The organism is Streptomyces sp. NPDC004629 (assembly GCF_042873595.1).
GTDB lineage: Bacteria > Actinomycetota > Actinomycetes > Streptomycetales > Streptomycetaceae > Streptomyces.
Map to the genome: position 1 here is coordinate 332,552 of NZ_JBIALO010000007.1, position 18,525 is coordinate 351,076.

At 74.3% G+C, this 18,525-nt stretch carries 13 protein-coding genes; 10 read left to right on the forward strand and 3 right to left on the reverse strand.

The window, feature by feature from the left end:
- Positions 1-62 precede the first annotated feature (62 nt).
- From ACFYTE_RS13645 to ACFYTE_RS13660, 4 genes are all read left to right on the forward strand, one after another.
- Positions 63-1,232 carry an AAA family ATPase gene (locus ACFYTE_RS13645; RefSeq protein WP_388709080.1) on the forward strand — a complete coding sequence of 390 codons (1,170 nt, stop codon included), beginning with the start codon at positions 63-65 and terminating at the stop codon, positions 1,230-1,232.
- Positions 1,233-1,237: 5 nt separating this feature from the next.
- Positions 1,238-4,957: a DUF5682 family protein gene (locus tag ACFYTE_RS13650; protein WP_388709082.1), complete on the forward strand. Its 3,720-nt coding sequence runs from the start codon at positions 1,238-1,240 to the stop codon at positions 4,955-4,957.
- Entirely contained in the window at positions 4,954-6,828 is a 1,875-nt protein-coding gene (locus ACFYTE_RS13655; RefSeq protein WP_388709084.1) for a hypothetical protein, read from the forward strand. The genes ACFYTE_RS13650 and ACFYTE_RS13655 overlap by 4 nt, the downstream gene beginning before the upstream one ends.
- A 101-nt stretch (positions 6,829-6,929) precedes the next feature.
- Positions 6,930-7,772: a LuxR C-terminal-related transcriptional regulator gene (locus tag ACFYTE_RS13660; RefSeq protein ID WP_388709086.1), complete on the forward strand. Its 843-nt coding sequence runs from the start codon at positions 6,930-6,932 to the stop codon at positions 7,770-7,772.
- A gap of 61 nt (positions 7,773-7,833) precedes the next feature.
- On the opposite strand, the gene ACFYTE_RS13665 is transcribed toward ACFYTE_RS13660, so the two are convergent.
- From ACFYTE_RS13665 to ACFYTE_RS13675, 3 genes are all read right to left on the reverse strand, one after another.
- The gene (locus ACFYTE_RS13665; RefSeq protein WP_388709088.1) at positions 7,834-8,457 is read right to left on the reverse strand and encodes a hypothetical protein; all 624 of its coding nucleotides are present in this window, start codon (positions 8,455-8,457) and stop codon (positions 7,834-7,836) included.
- Positions 8,454-10,160, reverse strand: a complete 1,707-nt coding sequence (locus ACFYTE_RS13670) for a PHP domain-containing protein (protein ID WP_388709090.1) — start codon at positions 10,158-10,160, stop codon at positions 8,454-8,456. The genes ACFYTE_RS13665 and ACFYTE_RS13670 overlap by 4 nt, the downstream gene beginning before the upstream one ends.
- Positions 10,161-11,213: 1,053 nt before the next feature.
- Complete coding sequence (locus ACFYTE_RS13675; RefSeq protein ID WP_388709092.1) at positions 11,214-11,975, reverse strand: FadR/GntR family transcriptional regulator; 762 nt, start codon at positions 11,973-11,975, stop codon at positions 11,214-11,216.
- A gap of 233 nt (positions 11,976-12,208) precedes the next feature.
- On the opposite strand from ACFYTE_RS13675, the gene ACFYTE_RS13680 reads away from it, so the two are divergent.
- From ACFYTE_RS13680 to ACFYTE_RS13705, 6 genes are read left to right on the forward strand one after another with little or no spacing between them, the layout of a single operon-like run.
- The gene (locus ACFYTE_RS13680) at positions 12,209-13,576 is read left to right on the forward strand and encodes an MFS transporter (RefSeq protein WP_388709094.1); all 1,368 of its coding nucleotides are present in this window, start codon (positions 12,209-12,211) and stop codon (positions 13,574-13,576) included.
- Positions 13,573-15,336 (forward strand): dihydroxyacetone kinase family protein, encoded by a 1,764-nt coding sequence (locus tag ACFYTE_RS13685; RefSeq protein WP_388709096.1) that lies wholly within the window; start codon positions 13,573-13,575, stop codon positions 15,334-15,336. The genes ACFYTE_RS13680 and ACFYTE_RS13685 overlap by 4 nt, the downstream gene beginning before the upstream one ends.
- 11 nt (positions 15,337-15,347) lie before the next feature.
- A complete protein-coding gene (locus ACFYTE_RS13690) occupies positions 15,348-15,821 on the forward strand; it encodes a ribose-5-phosphate isomerase (RefSeq protein ID WP_388709098.1) in 474 nt (157 codons plus the stop codon).
- Positions 15,821-16,600: a triose-phosphate isomerase gene (locus tag ACFYTE_RS13695; protein WP_388709100.1), complete on the forward strand. Its 780-nt coding sequence runs from the start codon at positions 15,821-15,823 to the stop codon at positions 16,598-16,600. The genes ACFYTE_RS13690 and ACFYTE_RS13695 overlap by 1 nt, the downstream gene beginning before the upstream one ends.
- Positions 16,600-17,400 carry a sugar phosphate isomerase/epimerase family protein gene (locus ACFYTE_RS13700; protein WP_388709102.1) on the forward strand — a complete coding sequence of 267 codons (801 nt, stop codon included), beginning with the start codon at positions 16,600-16,602 and terminating at the stop codon, positions 17,398-17,400. Before ACFYTE_RS13695 ends, ACFYTE_RS13700 begins: the two co-directional genes overlap by 1 nt.
- Positions 17,400-18,275 (forward strand): phosphogluconate dehydrogenase C-terminal domain-containing protein, encoded by an 876-nt coding sequence (locus ACFYTE_RS13705; protein ID WP_388709103.1) that lies wholly within the window; start codon positions 17,400-17,402, stop codon positions 18,273-18,275. The genes ACFYTE_RS13700 and ACFYTE_RS13705 overlap by 1 nt, the downstream gene beginning before the upstream one ends.
- Positions 18,276-18,525 lie beyond the last annotated feature (250 nt).

Here is an 18,525-nt window from a genome sequence, read left to right on the forward strand (position 1 = left end):
CGGCGCCCGGTGCCCCGGGCCGAGAACGACCGACGTCCGCACCACCCCGAAGGACCCCGCCGATGACCGCCGCACTCGCCCCCGACCCGACCCGGCAGATCGTCCCGCCCGAGGACCGTCACGCCGCCGAACTGGCCTTCCTCGCCGCGTACGACAGCGGGCCGCGACCGCCCGCGTGGCGGCTCACCCCACGCGCCGTCGTCACCTTCGTCATGGGCAGCGACGGCCGGGCGCTGCGGCTGCCCGACGACGCCGACGTGCCGGACGGGACGCCGCGCCGGCTGGTGGTGGAGGGCAAGTTCGTCGGCGACCGGGCCCTGGTGGAGCGGTGCGTCGTCACCCTCGCCGGGGAGCGCGGCCTGCTGCTCGTCGGCGAGCCCGGCACCGCCAAGTCGATGCTCTCCGAACTGCTGTCGGCCGCCGTGTGCGGGACCAGCGGGCTGGTGGTGCAGGGCACCGCGGGTACCACCGAGGACCAGCTCAAGTACGGCTGGAACTACGCCCTGTTGCTGGCACAGGGGCCCAGCCGGGCGGCGCTGGTGCCCTCCCCCGTGCTGACCGCGATGGCCCGCGGCGGCATCGCCCGCGTCGAGGAGGTCACCCGCTGCCTGCCCGAGGTGCAGGACTCCCTGGTGTCGCTGCTGTCCGAGCGGCGCATCGCGGTGCCCGAACTGGCGGGCACCGACGACGCCCTGGCGCACGCCGCGCCCGGGTTCAATCTGATCGCCACCGCCAACCTGCGCGACAAGGGCGTCTCCGAGATGTCCGCCGCGCTCAAACGCCGCTTCAACTTCGAGACCGTGGGCCCCATCGAGGACCTCGACACGGAGACCGCGCTGGTGCGCGGCCAGGCCCGGGCGTCGGTGGAACGGGCGGGTGCGCCCTTCCAGGTCGACGACGCCGTGCTGGAGGCCCTGGTCACCGCGTTCCGGGACCTGCGGGAGGGGCGGTCGGCGGAGGGCTGGGAGGTCGAGCGGCCGTCCACCGTGATGAGCACCGCCGAGGCGGTGGCCGTGGCCGGTGCGCTGGGGCTCGCCGCCGCGTACTTCCCCGGGGACCGCGATGTGCTCGGGCTGCTGCCGGGGCACCTCCTGGGGGTCGTGCGCAAGGACGACCCGGCGGACGCGGCCCGGCTGCGCGGGTACTGGGACGGTCCGGTCCGGCGCCGGGCCGAGCAGGGGTCGGCGACCTGGCGCACCCTGTGGGACCTGCGCACGGTGCTGGAGGGCTGACGGCCGTGCCCCTCACCACCGCCTCCCCCGAAGAAGCCGTCGCCGCCCTCACCGGTCCGGCGGCGCCCTACCTCATCGGCGTACGGCATCATGCGCCGTCGCTGGCCGCGGCCGTGCCCGCGCTGCTGGCCGCGGCGCGGCCGGACGTGCTGCTCGTCGAGTTGCCCGCGGAACTGCAGGACTGGCTGCCCTGGCTCGCCCACGAGGAGACACGGGCCCCGGTCGCCCTCGCCGCCGCACCGGCCGCCGGGGGCGGTGGTCCGGCGTTCTATCCGTTCGCCGACTTCTCGCCCGAGCTGGCGGCGGTGCGCTGGGCGATGCGGCACGCCGTACCGGTCGTAGCCTGCGATCTGCCGCTCGCGGACCGGGCGTGGAGCGTGGACCGGACGCTGCGGCACCCGCGGGCGGACGCCACCACCGGTCCGGACGCCGACGGAGGCTCGGAGGCCGACGGACCCGACAGAGACGACAGAGACGACAGGGCCGACGGATGGGGGATCGCGCCGGAGTCCGGGGCGCCCGGTCTCGCCGGGGCGCTGCGCTCGCGGCTCACCGGCCGTCCCGGTGACGATCTCTGGGACCGGCTCGTGGAGGCCGCCGCACCGGGTTCGCCGCCGGAGGCGCTGCGGCGGGCGGCGCTGCTCGCGGGGTGGGCGCTGCGCGCGGACGCGACGGCCTCGGGCGGTGTCCCGGAGCTGGATCTGCGGCGCGAGCGGTGGATGCGTGCGTGTCTGGCCGCCGCCACCGCCGGGGGTGAGCGGGCCGCCGTGGTGGTGGGCGCCTTCCACGCCCCGGCACTGGCCGCCCCGCTCACCGCACCGGAACAGCCGCCGGCGGACGGGGGATGCCCGGCGGACGGGGTGGGTCCGGCGGACGCAGCACGCCCAGCGGACGCAGCACGCCCAGCGGACGGGGCACGCCCGGCGGACGGTCGCGGACCGGGGTCCGCGGACCCGGCGCGCCCCGTCTGGACGACCTCGCTCATCCCCTACGCCTACGCGCTCCTCGACGAGCGTTCCGGTTATCCCGCGGGGATCCGTGACCCGGAGTGGCAGCATCTGGTCCTCGGCGCGGCGGGCGACCCGGCCGCGCTGACGGACGCACTGACCCGGGCGGCCGTACGGATCTGTGCGGAGCTGCGGGCCCTCGGTCATCCGTCGGGTCCCGCCGACGCGCGCGAGATCAGCCGGCTCGCCGGTGACCTCGCGCGGCTGCGCGGACTGCCCGCGGCCGGCCGGGGCGAGCTGGTCGAGGCGGTGCAGACGGTGCTCGCGCAGGGCGAGCCGTACGGGCGGGGACGGGCCGTGGCCCGGGCGATGGAGAAGGTGCTCGTCGGCGCCCGCACCGGCCGGCCCGCGCCCGGCGCACCGCGCAGCGGCCTGGGCCCGGCGGTGGAGGCGGAGTTGGCGGACCTGGGACTGCCCGGCCCCGGTGCCGGCGGAGCGGGCGGCGCCCGGGACCTCCGGCTCGATCCGCTCCGTTCCGAGTTCGACCGCAGACGTGAACTCCTGCTGCGCCGGCTGACGGTGTGCGGCGTGCCGTACGCCGAGGCCAAGGAGGTCGCCGGCACGGGCGGGGCCGAGGCGCTGACCTCCCGCTGGGAGGTGCGCTGGACCCCCGCCACCGCGGCGATGCTGACCGCGGCCGGGGTCCGCGGGGTCACGCCCGCCCAGGCAGCCGAGGGCGTGCTGCGCGAGCGGCGGCGGGCGGAGCGGGACGAGGGCGGGCCCACGGCCGCGCAGACCCTCACCGGGCTGACGCAGGCGGCGGAGTGCGGTCTGTCCGGGCTCACCGACGAGCGGCTGGCCGACACCGCCGCCGTGCTGCCACAGTCCGGGACGCTGCCCGAACTCCTCGCCGGACTGGCCCTGTCGGACCGGCTGCGGGCCGGCCACGTGCCCGGTCTCGACGCCACTGCGGAACGGACCGAGCGGGCGCGGGCCGCGGCCGAACTGCTCACCGCCGCCGCGGTACGTCAGGTGGACGGACTCACCGGCTCCGAGGATCCCGCTGACGCTCGCGCCCTGCTCGAACTCGCCCATCGCGCCGACGTGCTGGGCGGCATACGGCTGACCGACGCCCTGGCCCGGCTGGCGGCAGGCGGCTCCCCGCTGATGCGCGGTGCCGCCGGGGCCGTACGGGTGCTGCTCGGGCAGGAGGAACCCCGTGCCCTCGGCGCCCGTGTCGCCTCCTGGGTCGACGGGGCCTGCGACCCCGACTCCCGGTCGGCCCTCACCGCCCGGCTCGCCGGGCTGCTCACCGCGGCGGGCCCGCTCCTGGAGTCCGCGGCTCCCGCGCTTGAGCCCCTGCTCGACCGGGTGTCGGAGCTGTCCGACCGGGACTTCGTCGACCGGCTCCCGGCGCTTCGCGGCGGCTTCGACACGCTCAGCCCGGCGGCCCGCGACCGGCTCCTCGGCACCGTCGAGGAGCGGCTCGGCACCAGCCACCTGGCGGACACCGACGGCGTCGACCCGGTCGCGCTGGCCACCTGGACCACGGCGGACCTCGCGGCCCGTGCGGCGCTGGCCGCGCTGGGGCTGCTGCCGCCGCCCGCGGACTCCCCGCACGAGCAGTCCGCGCCCGTACCGGCCGGCGGCGGCGCCCCCGAGGACGCCAAACACCTCACCCCCGTGGACCGCTGGCGGCTGGTGCTGGGCCGCCGCAGCGACCGGCTGCCCGCGTCCGCGGCACCGCTGGCGACCGCGCTGGACGAGCTGTACGGCGCCGGACGCGGCGAGGGCAGCCGGGGCGAGCCGGCCGGTACGGGCCGGGGCGGCGGCCGGGAGGCGCCGTATCCCGGGGTGCGGGAGTGGTCCGAGGAACTGGCGGCCCTGTTCGGTCCGGGCATCCGTGAGGAGGTGCTGGCGGCCGCCGCCGCGGCGGGCCGGCAGGATGTGGTCGGCGAGCTGGACGCGGACAGCGTGCGGCCCTCCGTGGATCTGCTGCGCTCCGTGCTCCGGCACGCGGGCGGACTGCCCGAGTCCCGGCTGGCCGCGCTGCGTCCGCTCGTACGGCGCCTGGTCGAGGCGCTGACCCGGGAGCTGGCCACGCGGCTGCGTCCCGCACTGCACGGCACGGCGCTGCCGCGTCCCGGGCGGCGGCCCGGCGGCGGGCTCGACCTGCCCCGCACGCTGCGGGCCAATCTGGCGACCGCGCGGCGCGGTCCGGACGGCACGGTGCGGATCGTGCCGGAACACCCCGTCTTCCGCAGCCGGGCCCGGCGCGCCGCCGACTGGCGTCTGATTCTCGTCACCGACGTGTCGGGGTCCATGGAGGCGTCCACGGTGTGGGCCGCCCTGACCGCGTCGGTGCTGGCCGGGGTCCCGACGCTGTCCACGCACTTCTTGGCGTTCTCCACGGAGGTCATCGACCTCACCGACCACGTGGCCGACCCGCTGTCCCTGCTGCTGGAGGTCAGCGTGGGCGGCGGCACCCACATCGCCGCCGGGCTGCGGCACGCACGCGAGCTGGTCACCGTGCCGTCCCGCACCCTCGTCGTGGTGGTCAGCGACTTCGAGGAGGGCTACCCGCTCGGCGGGCTGCTCGCCGAGGTCCGCGCCCTGGTCGGCGCCGGGTGCCAGGTTCTGGGCTGTGCGAGCCTCGACGACTCGGGCCGGCCGCGCTACTCCACCGGCGTGGCGGGACAGCTGGTCGCCGCGGGGATGCCGGTCGCCGCCCTCAGTCCGCTCGAACTCGCCCGCTGGGTAGGGGAGAAGATCGCATGAACCAGGGGCTTCCCCCGGTCGCGCCGTCCGTGACCGCCGAACTCGTCGGGGCGCTGACCCCGCGGCTGCGCAAGCGGCTGGACGCGGGCGTCACCAAGTTGGCCGGCCGGCCCGTCGTCCGCGACGGGGATACGGTGCGCATCGCCGTCGACGACACGACCGACCTCGAACTCCACGCCCCCGGCGGCACGGTGACGAGCGCGGACGCCGTCCGCTGCGGCTGTCTGCTGGCCCCCGACTGCCTGCATCGCGCCGCCGCGGCCTCCGCGGCCCCGGTGGCCGCACCCGAGCCCGCCGGGGAGGAAGGGACGGCCGGGGCACCGGGGGCTTCCGGGCAACCGGGAACGGGGACGCCCGGGGCACCGGGGGCGACCGCCGCTCCCGAATCGACCCCCGCCGGGGACGCTGCCGTCGGCTCCGGTCCGGCGCGGTCCTCCGGAGACGGCGCGGTGGCGGCCGGTCCGGAGGGGCCCGAGACGGCCACGCCCGGTCAGCGGGACGCAGCCCAGGATCTGCGGCACGCCACCGCCGCCGTGCTGGAGGCGGGCGCGGACGGCGCCGGTGCCGTGCTCCAGGCGGAGCTGCTGCGCGCGGCGCACACCGCACGGCTCGCGGGACTGCCCAGGGCGGCCGCCGCGGCGGTCTCCGTGGTCACCGCGGTACGCGCGGCCCGCTCCGCCGACCCGGCGTACCGCCTCGCCGACCTGGTCGCCGCACTGCACGAGGTGCTGACCGTCGCGCATCTCGTCCCGTACGCCACGGGCGCCGAGCTGGCCGCCCTGCGCGGCACCGTACGCCAGCCGTACACGCCGGACGGCTCGCTGCGCCTGTACGGCGTCTTCTCAGAACCGGTGCTCACCGCGACCGGGTACGCGGGCGCCGTCACCTGGACCGCCGACGCGCAGGGGCGCCTCTACTCGGTGTCCGACGTGGCCCCGGGCGGCGCCGGCCGGGCGATGGGCACCGCCGACCGGACCGTACGCATCGGGGACACCGCTCTGACGCACCGCGCGCTGGCCCGGGCCGGGCTCGCGGTGTCCGGCGCGACCGTCTCCCCGACCGGCCGGCTCGGTGCGGGCTCGGCGGTACGGGCGGTGCGTGCCTCCGGTGCCGCCTGGAGCGAGCCGCCCCTCGCCGGGCTGTGGGCCGTGCCCGTCGCGGACCAGGTGGGCCGGGCCCTGGACGGCGGCCATGACCTGCTGTTCCTGGACGTCACGCTCGTCGGCACGGTGCGCGAGGCGGCGGGCGAGGCCCTGTTGGCGGAGTGCGGCGGGCTGACGCTGCGGCTGGCCGCCGCCCACGACCACCCTGCGCTCCCCGACCGCGACAACCTCCGCCTGCTGGCCGCCGCGCGCGGCAGCAGGCTGCGGATCGTCGCCCGGCTCACCCCGGCCGCGCACCCCCGGGCCCTGCTGCTCGCCGCGGGCCACCCGACGGATCCGGACACACGGGTGGACATGGGCCTGGACCGTCTGCTGCGCGCGGATCTGCCCACCGGCCCGCCGCCCGCGGCCGGCGCGCCCCCGCCCGCACCCGACGAGGCCCCGCTGCACCTGCTGCGCCGCCGGATCCAGCAGGCGGCGTCCGGCGGGCGGCGCGTGCTGGCCTTTTCCGCCGGTGACACGGCGGACCGACGCCGGCTGCGCCGGCACGGCCTCGCGACCGCCGCCGACCTCGTCGACGCCCTGCACTCGGCCGCGGCGGACCGCACCCGCGATCCCTTCGGCCGCCTGCTGCCGGCCGACCGGGACCGGTTCGCCCGCCGCTGGCTGGCCGCCGCCCGGTACACCGAGGAGATGGACCGGGCGCTGTGCGCCGCGGCCTGGGGTGCGGGCCGCCGCTCCCCCGTCTCGGCGGCCCGCACGCACTGAGCACATCCAGACATGTGATGTTGCTCGGTTGAAGTCTCGGTCAGGCGCGCGGCGCACGGATATGGGTACAACTGCGTATACGGACCGAGCGAGAGGACCACGTGGCACGATCACCGGAGGCGGCCTACGAGCGCATCGCGTCCGTGGCCGTGGCGGCACTCCACGAACGCGACCCGGGGCGGCTGTGGCCGCTGCTGGCCGACGCCCTGCCGGGCCTGTGCGGCGGCGACGCGGTGATCTTCAAGCTGGACGACTGGAGCGCGGGCAGCGGGACGGTCGGCCTGTCCGGCGACACCGCGGCGGTATTCGCCCGGCTCGGGGCCGCGGATCTCGGGCTGCTCAGGACGGGACGGCCGTTCGCCTCCCACTATCTGACCGGAACCGGCCGGGAGCCGGTCACCGCACGGCAGTTGGCGGGTCCGGCCTGGCCGGCGAGCGCGACGGCCAGGCTGCTCGGCCGGACCCTGGACGCGGACCATGCGCTGGCGGTACCGCTGCCGCAGGCGACCACCCCGATCACCGGGTGCATCGTCTACCGCTGCGGTACGGACTTCACCGACGACGACATCCTGCTCGCCCGGCGCGCACAGCCGCTGCTGGCCGCCGTGGACCGGCAGCGGCAGCTCCTGGAGCAGTGGCGGCGGCTGCTGCCCGGCGCCGCATCCCCCGACGAGCGGGCGGCGGACTGTGCGCTGACGCCGCGCGAGACGACCGTGCTGCTGCTTCTCGCCGACGCCCTGACGGCCGCGGCGATCGGCCGCCGCCTCGGCATCTCCGACCGTACGGTGCACAAGCACATCGAGAAGATCTACCGGAAGCTGGGCACCCGCGACCGGGTCGGCACCGTGCTCCGCGCCCAGCAGCTGGGCCTGCTCCCGCGGACCGGGACCACCGGGGGCGGCACACCCCGCGGCACACCATCGGGCAAGCGCCGCCCCGCGTGACGGCGTCACGGGGCACGCGTCACGGGGCACGCGTCACGGGGGCACGGGTCACGCGGGCGCGTCAGCCGTGGTCGGCGCAGCAGGGCGTGGGGTTGGGCACCTCGAAGGGTGCGAGTGTCCCGCCGACGGCCGGGACGAGGGCGAGGGTCAGCACGCCGTCGCGCCACTCGGGTCGCACATGGTCCCGGGTGAGCACCGAGGTCTCGGGGTCGGGCCCGTCGGCGAAGGGCGCGCCGACCACGACGACCCGTTCGATGGCGCTCGTGGCCAGCAGCTCCGCCAGGACGACGGTGCCGGTGAGCCGGTCCGCGCCGGGGTAGAGCACGGCCCGCCCGCCGCTGCGACGGGCGTGTTCCGCGGCGCCCGGGGCCGCCATGCGGGCCGACTCGGCCGAGCCGTGCGTCAGGTCGCCGAGCACGGCGCCCAGGCCCGGGTCCGGGTCGGCGTGTTCGGTCAGGCGCTGCCATGCCGCCCGGGCCGCCGCGGCGTCCGGCAGGGCGAACGAGAGCGTCGTCCCGCGGCGTTCGGCGGTGCGGATCAGATGGGTGCAGGCGATGGTGCCTTCCGGGAGCTGGAGGCCCTCCGTGAGGCGGTGCACGAGGTGGTCGGCCTCGCGCAGGCTCGCCGTGCCGGCGTCCACCCCGATGACAGAGTGGACGCCGGACACATGGTGGGGTGCCGTCATGCGGGCAGGACCCACATCGGGTTGGAGTAGAACCACAGGTCCTTCCACGGGTCGGCGTCGCCGACGACGTCCATGGCCGGGCCCACCGGGTCCACGGCGGCGCCGTTCAGGCCGACGCCGGAGCGGTTGCCGTCGGTGCCGCGCAGCCGCACGTACAGCGGCTTGTCCACCCGGCCGAGGGAGTAGGTCAGCCGGACGGTACCGGTCGACTTGTTCACCTCGAAGGACTTCACGACCTTGGTGTCCGGGGTGGCGAAGGAGTCCTTGTCCGCGACCCGGCCGGTGACGGCGCCCTGGATGACGTCCACGCGGGCCAGCTTCGGCACGAACTGGGACCAGTTGGGGCCGTTGGCCAGGCTGATCTCGATGACCAGGTCGACCTGGCTGCCGCGGCGCACCAGCAGCGAGCCGCCGAGCGTGACCGCCCTGGACCCGGAGCGCACCTGGGCGTTCAGGCCGCTGATCAGTCCGCCGTGGTCGACCCAGACCCGGCCGGCCCGGATGCCGTCCATGACCGCCTGGTACGAGAACGACGAGGCGCCGACGTGGGTGCGGGAGTACTGGCCCGGCCAGAAGTCGCCGTCGGTCAGGTTCAGCCCGCCGCCGTAGACGGGGTCCGCGTAGCGGCCGTTGGCGTTGAAGTCGCTGTTCGGGCCGCGCACGGAGGTGTCGGCGTAGACCTCGTGGGAGTCGGAGTTGGCGGTGATCCACCAGGGCTTGCCCTCGGCGAGCAGGCTGTCCCACAGGCCGCCGACGGTGGCGGTCATCCAGTCGAAGCCGCCCCAGGTGCGGTAGCTCTCCAGCGGGTAGTCGGGGAACGAGTCGGCGCTGGGGCTGCCGTCGTAGTACCCGCGGCCTTCGCCCGGTCCGTTCGGGGCGGCTATACCGGCGGCCTGGTGGCCGGGTGCGCCCTCCATGCCGACCGCGATCGTGGGCTGGGCGTCACGCCAGCCGCGTATCTCGTGCGGGGAGTCGATGCCCTTGCGGGCCGGGTGGTTGGCCAGGAAGAGGGCGTCCTTGACCTTGCGGCGGCGCACCTGGTCGGCGAGGAAGTTGAGGCCGGCGATGGCCAGCGCCTCGTTGGCCGGGGTGTTGCCGCCGGCCTTCTTCACGGAACCGTCGAAGGAGTTCTCGAACTCCTTCAGCACGGCGACCTCGTTCTTGCCCGGGTGCACGAAGACGGTGCCGTGCTCGGCGGCCGGGATGTTCCACTCCAGGCCCTGGAAGACCAGGGTGTCGTCGATCTTGTCACGGGCGTCGACGATGTCCGGGTTGACCTTCTCCACACCGATCTTGGCGTGCGTCTCGCTGCCGTGGTCGGTGATCACCATCCAGTCGAGGCCGTGCGCGTTGGCCTGGCGGACGTGGTCGATGACGCGGTACTTGGCGTCGGAGCTGTGCTGGGTGTGGATGTGGTGGTCACCGGCGAGCCACAGGTAGCCCTTCGGACGCGAGCCGTGCGACGAGGCCGCCGCGGCCGGGGACGCGGCCGCCTGGCCGGCGCCGGTGAGTACGCTGCCGGCCGCCAGGCCCGCGCCCAGCAGGCCGGTGCGGCGGAGCATGGAGCGCCGCGACAACTGACTGGGCGTCAATTCGGCGTCGGGAACCGACATGTCGAGGGCGGGCGGCAGGGACGTGGGCTCGTCGCTGCCGTGGTGGTGATGGTGGTGGTGACCCTGGTCATGTCTGTGGCCGTGGCCCATTTCAACTCCCGCTGGCAACAGGGATGTACACACTTGGGACGTGGGGAGTCTGCAAAGCTGTGATGAACGGCGGGGATCGGGACCATGGTGTGACCAAGAAGGCCGGATGTGCAGCGGGCGCTTTCGGCCACCGGCCCGTACTCCCCGCACACGCCGACCGACCACCAGACCGACGCCACCGGCGCCCGCGCCTCTTCACGTCACCGCAGTCCGCACCGCCCCGGCCCGTGCCACCACCGTCGCTGATCTCCCCCTCCACCCCGAGCCGCACCGGACCGACAAACACCGACAAACGCGGAACCCAACCCCACGAACGACACCCCGACCCCCACGCCCCACCCACCGACAGCGCCGAAAGCAGCAACAGCCGAAAGCAACGCGGACGGCAGGAACCGGAAGCGACACGGACGGCAGGAACCGGGAGCTGGGAGCAACGCGGGCTTCGGGTAGCCAGAAGAGACGCGGACGGCAGGAACCGGGAGCGACGCGGGTGGCAGGTGCCGGGAGCGACGCGGACGGCAGGTGCCGTGGGAGCCGCGAGCGGCGCGGGCTTCGGGAGCCAGAAGAGACGCGGACGGCGGGAGCCGGGAACCGCAGGCGGCGGGAGCCGGGAGCGTGGCAGACGGCCACAGCCCGGCGGCCGACGGCACGCGCGCGGTGGCCCTCGAACCCCGGACGAGCGGTCCGGCAGCCAAGCAGCCGTACGCCACGTCCAGCGAGCCGCCCGACGGGCCGGCCTCCACGACCGGTCGATGCGAGGTGCGCCCCCGACAACCCAGCCCGATAGGCGCGACCACCCACCTCGTCCCACGCCACCGCCGATCAGCTCAACCGACGGCCCCGGCCACACCCGAACCGCAGGCCCCCGCAGCCGACCCACGGCACAGGAAGCCGCACACCACCCGGCCACCCGAGGCAACACACCACGCGCCGTCCCCCATGGACACCCGCAACCCCGCACCGGAATCCACCCCGACCGCTTGAGCCCCGGTGCCAGGAAGCCACCCGGGCCGCACGAACCCCCGTGTCCGGAAGTCGGCCCGGGGCGGAGCCCTATGGTTCGGGTTGCATCGACGCCCGGAGGCGGGCGCTGGCCATGCGCATGTGTTCGGCCATCGCGCGGTCCGCGGCCTCCGGGTCGCGGGCGCGGATGGCCTGCAGGACCGCGTCGTGCTCGCAGAGCGTGCCGCTGACGGTGCCCTCGATGTCGCTGACCCGCTCCATCCACACCTGGAGCAGCGCGCGGATGCTGTGCAGGATGTCGCTCAGCACGGAGTTGCGGGCGATGCGCGCGCACTCCAGGTGGAAGGCGATGTCCGCGTCGATGAACGCCCCCACGTCGCCCCCGGCGTCCCGCATGCGCCGCAGATGGTCCTCCAGGACCGCGACGTCCTTGTCGGTGGCGCGCTCGGCGGCCAGCCGGGCGGAGACGCCCTCCATGTAGGTGCGCACCTCGACGAGGTCCTGGGTGCGGCGCTGCCCGAGCATCAGCCCCCAGTTGATCGCGCGGGGCAGGAACTCGGAGGTGCCCTCACGGACGTAGGAGCCCGACCCGGGGCGGATCTCGATGATGCCGAGCACGTCCAGCGCGGACAGCGCCCCGCGCACGCTGGAGCGCGCCACACCGAGCGCCTCGGCCAGCTGGCGTTCGGCGGGCAGCCGGGTGCCGGGCCGGATGTCACCCGCGGACAGATGGTCGAGGAGCCGCTTGGCGACCTCGCTGACGGAGGACTCCCGCACCACGGGGCGCAGGAGCTGGGCCAGATCGGGCGCGGCGGCGGGGGGTTGCTGATCAGGCTGACTGGTCACGGTCACCAGTCAACCAGATGCCGTAGGCACGCGGCTGACCAGCCAGTTCATCGGCCCGGGGCCCGGTTGTGTCAAGAGGTGAGAAGCCCGGACATCTGTGACTCTCCGCACACTGGTAAATTGGTGACCAATTTGCATCGTGGGCTTAGCGTGAAGGTGAACCGGCCGGGCGCGGCTGACGCGTACCGCCGGTGTGACCCACCCCGGACGGAGTTGTCCGGGCGAGCCGAGGAGTCGACATGGGTGCCGACGCGCCATCCGCGGCAGTCGAGAGAACTGCCATCAAGAAGATCTCAGTCCGCCTCGTGCCCTTCGTGGCACTGATGTTCTTCGTGAACTACCTGGACCGCACGGCCGTCTCGTTCGCGGAACCGAACGGGATGGGGGAAGACCTCGCCCTGACCGCCGCGCAGTTCGGTCTGGCGTCCGGGATCTTCTTCATCGGCTACATCGTGCTCGAAGTCCCCAGCAACATGGCCCTGCACCGCTTCGGCGCCCGCCGCTGGCTGGCCCGGATCATGGTGACCTGGGGCATCGTGTCCCTGCTGTTCACCTGGGTGAACAGCAGCGGCCAGCTCTACACCCTGCGCTTCCTGCTCGGTGTCGCCGAGGCCGGTTTCTTCCCCGGCGCCATCCTCTTCCTCAGCCAGTGGGTGCCCGCACGCCACCGCACCAAGATCCTCGGCCTGTTCTATCTGGCCCAGCCGCTGACCACGGTCTTCGGCGCCCCGCTCGCCGGCTGGCTGATCGGCCGCCACGGGCTGTTCGGCCTTGAGGGCTGGCGCGTGATGTTCCTGTTCGTCTCGCTGCCCGCGATCGTGCTGGGCGTCATCGCCTGGTTCTACCTGATCGACCGGCCCGCCGACGCCAAGTGGCTCACGCCGGCCGAACGCGACTGGCTGACGAAGGAACTCGCCGCGGAGAACGCCCACAAGGCCGGTCACGAGGACAAGCACGCCAAGAGCGACCTCAAGGCCGCCTTCGCCAACGGCCGCGTCTGGGGCCTCGCGCTGGTCTACTTCGGCTTCGTCTACGGCCTGTACGCGCTCGCGTTCTTCCTGCCGACGATCATCAACGGCTTCCAGGAGCAGTACGACACCACGTTCAGCGTGATGGACAAGGCCTGGATCACCGCCATCCCCTATCTGCCCGCGGCGGTCGTGCTGTTCTTCTGGACCCGGCACGCCACCCGCCACGGCACCCGCACCTGGCACGTGGCGGGCCCTGCCGTCGTCGGCGGCGTCTCCATCCCCCTCGCCCTCTACATGGGCTCCCCGACCGCCACGGTCGCCGTGATCACCGTGACCGCCTGTGCGATCTTCGCCGCCCTGCCCGTCTTCTGGTCCGTGCCCTCGCGCTTCCTGACCGGGGCAGCGGCAGCGGCCGGCATCGCCCTCATCAACACCGCGGGGAACGTCGCCGGATTCGCGGCCAGCTACATCACCGGGTGGCTCAAGGACTGGAGCGGCGACTACTACGTACCGCTCTACCTCGTCGGCTTCTTCATGCTCCTGTCCGCCGTCCTGATGATCTGGCTCGCCACCCGCCATCGCACCGCCGAACCGGCCCCCGGCCCCGAGCAGCAGCCCCTGGAGGCCCTTCGATGACCCGCCTGATCAATGACCCCGCGGCCTTCGCCGACGAGGCACTCGAAGGCTTCGCCGCCGCGCACCGGCGCTGGGTGCGCCCCGTCACCGGCGGTGTCGTACGGGCGGGCGGGACCCCGGCAGGACAGGTCGCGGTGGTCATCGGCGGCGGCTCCGGCCACTACCCGGCCTTCTCCGGCCTGGTCGGCCGGGGCCTGGCCCACGGGGCGGCGGTCGGCAACGTCTTCGCGTCGCCGTCCGCGCAGCAGATCCGCTCCGTGGCCCAGGCCGCGCACGCGGGCGCCGGGGTACTGCTGATGTACGGCAACTACGCGGGCGACGTCCTGCACTTCGGGCAGGCCGCCGAGCGCCTGGCCGCCGACGGCGTCGAGGCGCGTACGTTCGCCGTCACCGACGACATCTCCAGTGCGGCCGTGGAGGAGTCGGCCAAGCGGCGCGGCATCGCCGGCGACCTGCCCGTCTTCAAGGCGGCCTCGGCCGCCGCCGAGCAGGGTCTGCCGCTCGCGGAGGTGCTGGCGGTCGCCGAGCGTGCCAATGCCCGTACCCGCTCCTTCGGCATCGCCTTCTCCGGCTGCACGCTGCCCGGCGCCGACCACCCGCTGTTCACCGTGCCCGAGGGCCGGATGGCCGTGGGCCTCGGCATCCACGGGGAGCCCGGCATCGGCGAGGAGGCCCTGCCGACGGCCGACGAGGCGGCCCGGCTGCTGGTCACCCGCCTGCTGGCCGAGTTGCCCGGCGATGTCGTCTCACCGTCCGGCGAGCGCGCCGCGGTGATCCTCAACGGGCTGGGTTCGGTCAAGTACGAGGAGTTGTTCGTCGTCTACCGCAAGGTCGCCGAACTGCTCGGCGACGCGGGTGTGGAGATCGTCGACCCCGAGGTCGGGGAACTCGTCACCAGCTTCGACATGGCGGGCGTCTCGCTCACCCTGACCTGGCTCGACGACCGGCTCGCACAGCTGTGGCGGGCCCCGGCCGACACCCCGGCCTACCGCAAGGGCGCGTTCGCCGCCCCGGAGGCCGCACCGGTCCCCGAGGCGGCGGCAGCGACCGGGACGACGGCCGACGAGACGGCCGACGACAGCCTGCCCGAGGCATCCGACGACTCCCGGCGGGCCGCGGGCACCGTCCTGGCGGCGCTGACCGCGATCGCCGACACCGTCGACACGCACGTCGAGGAACTGGGCCGGATCGACGCGGTGGCCGGCGACGGCGACCACGGCATCGGCATGCAGCGCGGCGCCACCGCAGCCCGGCAGGCCGCCGCCACCGCGTACGGGCTCGGCGCGGGCGCCGGTACCGTCCTCGCCCGAGCCGGGGACGCCTGGGCCGACAAGGCGGGCGGCACCTCGGGCGCCCTGTGGGGCACCATCCTGCGCTGCCTCGGCACGGCGCTCGGCGACCGGGCGGCGCCGGACGCGGACCGGGTGGCCGCGGGGGTCGCCGAGGCGTCCGCCGCCGTCCGCCGGCTGGGCGGCGCCGAGGTCGGGGACAAGACGATGGTCGACGTCCTGGTCCCGTTCGCCGACACGCTGACCGCCGCCACCGCGTCCGGGCTCGCCCTGACCGAGGCCTGGGACCGGGCCGCCGGCGCAGCGCAGTCGGCCGCCGCCGCCACCGCCGCTCTGCTGCCCCGCAAGGGCCGGGCCCGGCCACACGCCGAGAAGTCCCTCGGCACCCCGGACGCGGGCGCGCACTCCCTCGCCCTCATCACCCGCGCCGTCCACGGCGCCCTGCTCAGCCAGTCCACCCACCAGCACTGAGGAAAGCCGAGATGACCGACAAGCTCCGCATCGTCGTCGGATCCGACGACGCCGGCCACCAGTACAAGGAGGCCCTCAAGCGGGACCTGCAAGGCAGCCCCCTGGTCGCCGAGGTCACCGACGTCGGCGTCGACGCCGACGGTCACACCGCCTACCCCACGGTCGCCATCGCCGCCGCCGAGATGGTCGCGCGCGGCGACGCCGACCGGGCGCTGCTGGTGTGCGGGACCGGCCTCGGGGTCGCCATCGCCGCCAACAAGGTCAAGGGCATCCGTGCGGTCACCGCGCACGACTCGTTCTCCGTCGAGCGCGCGATCCTGTCCAACAACGCGCAGATCCTCACCTTCGGCCAGCGGGTCATCGGCCTCGAACTCGCCCGGCGGCTGGCCGCCGAGTGGCTCACCTACCGGTTCGACGAGACCTCGCCGTCCGCGGCCAAGGTCCAGCTCATGAGCGACTACGAGAACGACGAGGCAGCCGCCTGATGCCTGCCGCCGCACCACCGCCCGTGCTGCTGGGGGTGAGCCTGAAGATGTACTTCGGGCACCAGCAGACCCTCAACTGGGCGCGCCGGATCTCGGCCCTGGCCGAGCGGCATCCGGCCCTCACCTCCGGCGCCGCCCGGCTGTTCGTCCTGCCGTCGTTCCCGGCGATCGTCCCCTCGGCCGGCATCCTCGCCCCGTACGGCATCACCTACGGTGCGCAGGACATCGCCGCCGAGGACCGCGGACCGTACACCGGCGAGGTCGGCGGCCCCGCCCTGAAGGAGATCGGCTGCCGCTACGCCGAGGTGGGCCACGCCGAGCGCCGCCGTCTGTACGGCGAGGGCGACACGGTCGTCGCCGCGAAGACGGCCGCCGCCCTGCGCAACGGGCTCACCCCGGTCCTGTGCCTGGGCGAACGCGACCAGGCCGACCCGCGCGACGCGGCGGAGCGCACGGTTGCCGAGGCCGAGCGTCTGCTCCAGGGCCTGGACGGCGCCGTGGTCCTCGCCTACGAACCCCAGTGGGCCATCGGCGCGCCCGAACCGGCCTCCGCCGAGCACATCTCGACGGTGTGCACGGCCCTGCGCGGCTGGCTCGACTCCCGTCCGCAGCACGCCGGTTCGACCGTCATCTACGGCGGCAGCGCCGGACCTGGCCTGCTCACCCGGCTCGCGGGCGGCGTCGGGGGACTGTTCCTCGGCCGCTTCGCCCACGACCCGGCGAACGTCGAGGCCATCCTCGACGAGATCTGTTCCCCGGCCGCCACGGCGGTGGCCTGATGGCGTACGGCATCAGCACATACGCGTACTTCTGGCGTATCTCCGAGCGTGCCCCCGAGCCGCTGTCCCTCACCGACATGCTGCGTGACACCGCCGAACTGGGCGGCCGGGTCTTCCAGATCTGCGACTACGCGCCGATCGAGTCCTACGACGCCGCCCAACTCGCCGATGTCCGCGCCACCGCCCGGGACCTCGGTCTGCGCCTGGAACTCGGCACCCGCGGCATCCGTGCGGAGCGCCTGGACACCTACCTCCGCCTGGCCCGGGAACTGGACGTCACCCTGGTCCGCTCGATGCTCAACACGGCCGACCACCGGCCCGGCACCGCAGAAGCGGTCACCCTGCTGAAGCAGGCCGTCCCCCGGTACGCCGACGCCGGCGTGACCCTCGGCCTGGAGACCTACGAGCAGGTCGCCACCGACGATCTGCTGGCTGTCGTACGCGGGGTCGACAGCCCGCACCTCGGAGTGGTGCTCGACCCGGGCAACAGCGTCGCCCTGCTGGAGCGCCCCGCCGACGTCGTGGCCGCCACCGCGCCCTACGTGGTGAACATCCACGTCAAGGACTTCGCCTTCACGCGCCGCGACGGCTGGGTCGGATTCACCTACGCCGGCTGCCCGTTGGGCGAAGGGCTCCTCGATTACGCCGGCATGATCGCCGCCGTACGGCCCGCGGAGCGCGGCATCAACCAGATCGTGGAGCACTGGCTCCCGTGGCAGGACGAGGGCTTCGAGGCCACCGCCCGGCTCGAACACCAGTGGACGCAGCACAGCATCAACACCCTTCTGAGGAGCGAGTAATGGCCACCGAGATCCAGACCCGGGCCGACGTCGTGACCGTCGCCGTCATCGGGGCCGCCGGCAAGATGGGCCAGCGCGTCTCCAACAACCTGGTCAAGAGTGACTTCCGGGTGCTCTTCAGCGAGGCCTCGCCCAAGGGCCAGGAGCTGATCCGCGGGCTGGGCCGGGAGCTGACCGCGTCCGCCGACGCCGCCGCGGCGGCCGACGTGATCATCCTCGCGGTCCCCGACGTCGTCCTCGGCAAGGTCTCCGAGGAACTGGTGCCGCTGATGAAGGCGGGCGCCGTGGTCCTCACCCTCGACCCGGCCGCCGCCTACGCGGGCCTGCTGTTCGCCCGCGACGACATCCACTACGCCTGCGCCCACCCCTGCCACCCGTCGGTGTTCCTGGAGCGCACCACCAAGGAGGAGTGGCAGGACACCTTCGGCGGCATCGCCGCCCCGCAGGAGGTCGTCGCCGCGTACGAGGGCGGGGACGAGGCCAAGCAGAAGCTCGCCGAGTCCGTGATCCGCGTGATGTACGCGCCGGTGGTCGACGTGCACTGGGTCACCGTCAAGCAGCTGGCCGTGCTGGAGCCCACGCTCGTCGAGACCATCGCCTGCATGGTCGGCGCCCTGCTGACCGAGGCACTGCACGAGACGGTGCACACGGTCGGCGTGCCGGAGAAGGCGGCCCGCGCCATGCTCCTCGGCCACACCCAGGTCGCGCTGGCCAACACCCTCAAGGGTTCCAACCCGTTCTCGGACGCCTGCCTGATCGCCATGGACTACGGCCGCGAGTCCATCGTGCGCGACGACTGGAAGAAGGTCTTCGAGGACGAGGAGTTGGACAAGGTCATCACGCGCATGCTGAAGATCAAGGAGATCAGGCGCTGACCCGCGCGATGTGCTGAGGCCTGTGCCGCACCCCGCTGCGAGGGGCGGTACGGGCCTCGGTCTGCCCCGCCCTCGTCACCCCGTCCCGTCATCCGCACAACCGGCCGTCCCCGTGCGGCCGCCACCAGGAGAGTCATGCCTTCCTCGCCTTCGCCCCTCGACTGGACCGAGTTGGACCAGCGGGCGGTGGACACCGCGCGCGTCCTGGCCGCCGATGCCGTACAGAAGGTCGGCAACGGCCATCCCGGTA

Excerpts from the sequence above, each read along its gene's own strand:
- ACFYTE_RS13695 (WP_388709100.1), top strand. The coding sequence starts at position 15,821 with ATGCCTGCCGCCGCACCACCGCCCGTGCTGCTGGGGGTGAGCCTGAAG.
- ACFYTE_RS13700 (WP_388709102.1), top strand. The coding sequence starts at position 16,600 with ATGGCGTACGGCATCAGCACATACGCGTACTTCTGGCGTATCTCCGAG.
- ACFYTE_RS13685 (WP_388709096.1), top strand. The coding sequence starts at position 13,573 with ATGACCCGCCTGATCAATGACCCCGCGGCCTTCGCCGACGAGGCACTC.
- ACFYTE_RS13655 (WP_388709084.1), top strand. The coding sequence starts at position 4,954 with ATGAACCAGGGGCTTCCCCCGGTCGCGCCGTCCGTGACCGCCGAACTC.
- ACFYTE_RS13680 (WP_388709094.1), top strand. The coding sequence starts at position 12,209 with ATGGGTGCCGACGCGCCATCCGCGGCAGTCGAGAGAACTGCCATCAAG.
- ACFYTE_RS13690 (WP_388709098.1), top strand. The coding sequence starts at position 15,348 with ATGACCGACAAGCTCCGCATCGTCGTCGGATCCGACGACGCCGGCCAC.
- ACFYTE_RS13705 (WP_388709103.1), top strand. The coding sequence starts at position 17,400 with ATGGCCACCGAGATCCAGACCCGGGCCGACGTCGTGACCGTCGCCGTC.
- ACFYTE_RS13670 (WP_388709090.1), bottom strand. The coding sequence starts at position 10,160 with ATGGGCCACGGCCACAGACATGACCAGGGTCACCACCACCATCACCAC.
- ACFYTE_RS13645 (WP_388709080.1), top strand. The coding sequence starts at position 63 with ATGACCGCCGCACTCGCCCCCGACCCGACCCGGCAGATCGTCCCGCCC.
- ACFYTE_RS13665 (WP_388709088.1), bottom strand. The coding sequence starts at position 8,457 with ATGACGGCACCCCACCATGTGTCCGGCGTCCACTCTGTCATCGGGGTG.